1 protein-coding gene is annotated in these 664 nt (G+C 65.1%); it reads left to right on the forward strand.

Annotation, left to right across the window (positions count from 1 at the left end; genetic code table 11):
* On the forward strand, positions 1–664 hold a 664-nt coding region (locus EXE42_RS16320; protein WP_137706994.1), incomplete at both ends, for a DNA-binding protein.

Below are 664 nucleotides of genomic sequence, written 5' to 3' on the forward strand. Positions count from 1 at the left end.
CGGCTTCCCGGTCGTCGACGAGACGCCGGAGTTCGAGGCGGCGGTCGAGCAGGAGACGCAGGCGAAAGTGGATGCGAACCACCCGGACGGGATCGCGGACACGAGCACCGAGCGGATTCACGGTGTCACCCTCGAACAGGAGGAACGCATTCGGGCGCGGGAGGCCGAACTGGAGCACATCAGTGCTCAAGCGGAACTGGGCACGCAGGACGGTCGCGAGCAGCGCACGCGCGAGGTCGCCGCACACGGGAGCAAGCAGCGCCGGCGGAAGTTCAAAAAGCGGGCCGCAAGCGTGAACCCGAGAGTTGATCCCGACCGAGATGATCCCCGAACGGAGCTCTCACAGGATGAGCTGGCGACAGTGAACACGGAAGCAAACAGACTCGCGACGCGGTTGGATGGCTGGTCACGTGCGGCGATCAGTCGACGACTAGCCGACGCGGTCGTCAACGGCCGGGACCTGACGAGTGCGGTCGTGGGGGTGTTTGAGGAGCTACAGACGGCGCCTGGCCAAGTGGTTCCCATCGGGAAACTCGACGCCGTCGATCGCAAGGAGGTGAGTATCGACGGTCGCGTCAAGACCCTCTGGGACCCCTCGCATCCAAGCATCGCGCAAGTGGGACTCATCGCTGACGAGAGTGGGCACACCCGAGTCACCATCTGG

Source organism: Halorubrum sp. SP3, from assembly GCF_005435195.1.
GTDB classification, from domain to species: Archaea; Halobacteriota; Halobacteria; order Halobacteriales; family Haloferacaceae; genus Halorubrum; species Halorubrum sodomense.